This window comes from Rhizobium sp. CCGE 510, assembly GCF_000292525.1.
Lineage (GTDB): Bacteria > Pseudomonadota > Alphaproteobacteria > Rhizobiales > Rhizobiaceae > Rhizobium.
In genome coordinates this window covers 1-629 of sequence record NZ_AEYF01000125.1, presented here as the reverse complement: position 1 = coordinate 629, position 629 = coordinate 1, and the positions used below count along the sequence as shown (strand labels likewise).

At 56.3% G+C, this 629-nt stretch carries 1 protein-coding gene; it reads right to left on the bottom strand.

What is annotated here, in order from left to right; genetic code table 11:
• The coding region (locus RCCGE510_RS32775; protein ID WP_007638078.1) for a CocE/NonD family hydrolase at nucleotides 1–629 on the bottom strand (629 nt) is incomplete at both ends.

The following is a 629-nucleotide window of genomic DNA, read 5'->3' as shown; positions in this document are numbered from 1 at the left end:
GGGAGCAGTCGACGCCGCCGACCTGGCTTATCCATTGGTCTCTCGAGATTGTTTGGTCCACTGGCACGAACGAAGGAGCCCGTCCGTGGTCGGCCAACGCCGCATCCAGCTCAGCCTGACTACCGACAGGACGAATGCCCGCCCGAAGACTGGAAGCCCGATCAGCATTAATTTCGGTGTCTTCATCTTTGTTCAAGGATTCGACCAGTTGGCTCCACCGGTCGATGGTCAGATTTGGCGCGCCGCCAGGATAGGTCTCAAAGAAGATATCATAATCTACATAACGCGGGACGATACCTTTCACAGCAGGATGGTTTCGCGAGGCGATCAGATCTGCCGAGTTGGCGGTGTACGACACTCCGTACGCAAGCACTTTGCCTGTCGACCAGGGTTGCTCAGCGATCCAGTCGAGAATGTAGTCGAGGTCGAGTGTCTCTTCACGAGACCGATGGCCGGGCCAAACGCCAAACGATGCGCCAGTACCCCGAACGTCTCCGACAACCACAGCATATCCGTGAGGCACGAACAAATCGGCATACTGATTGGATGGCTCGCCCTTCTTTCCGCGTCCATAGCAGGTCATCACCAAAATGGTGTTCCGCTTAGTTTCTGCGCTATCGTCCTCGTCG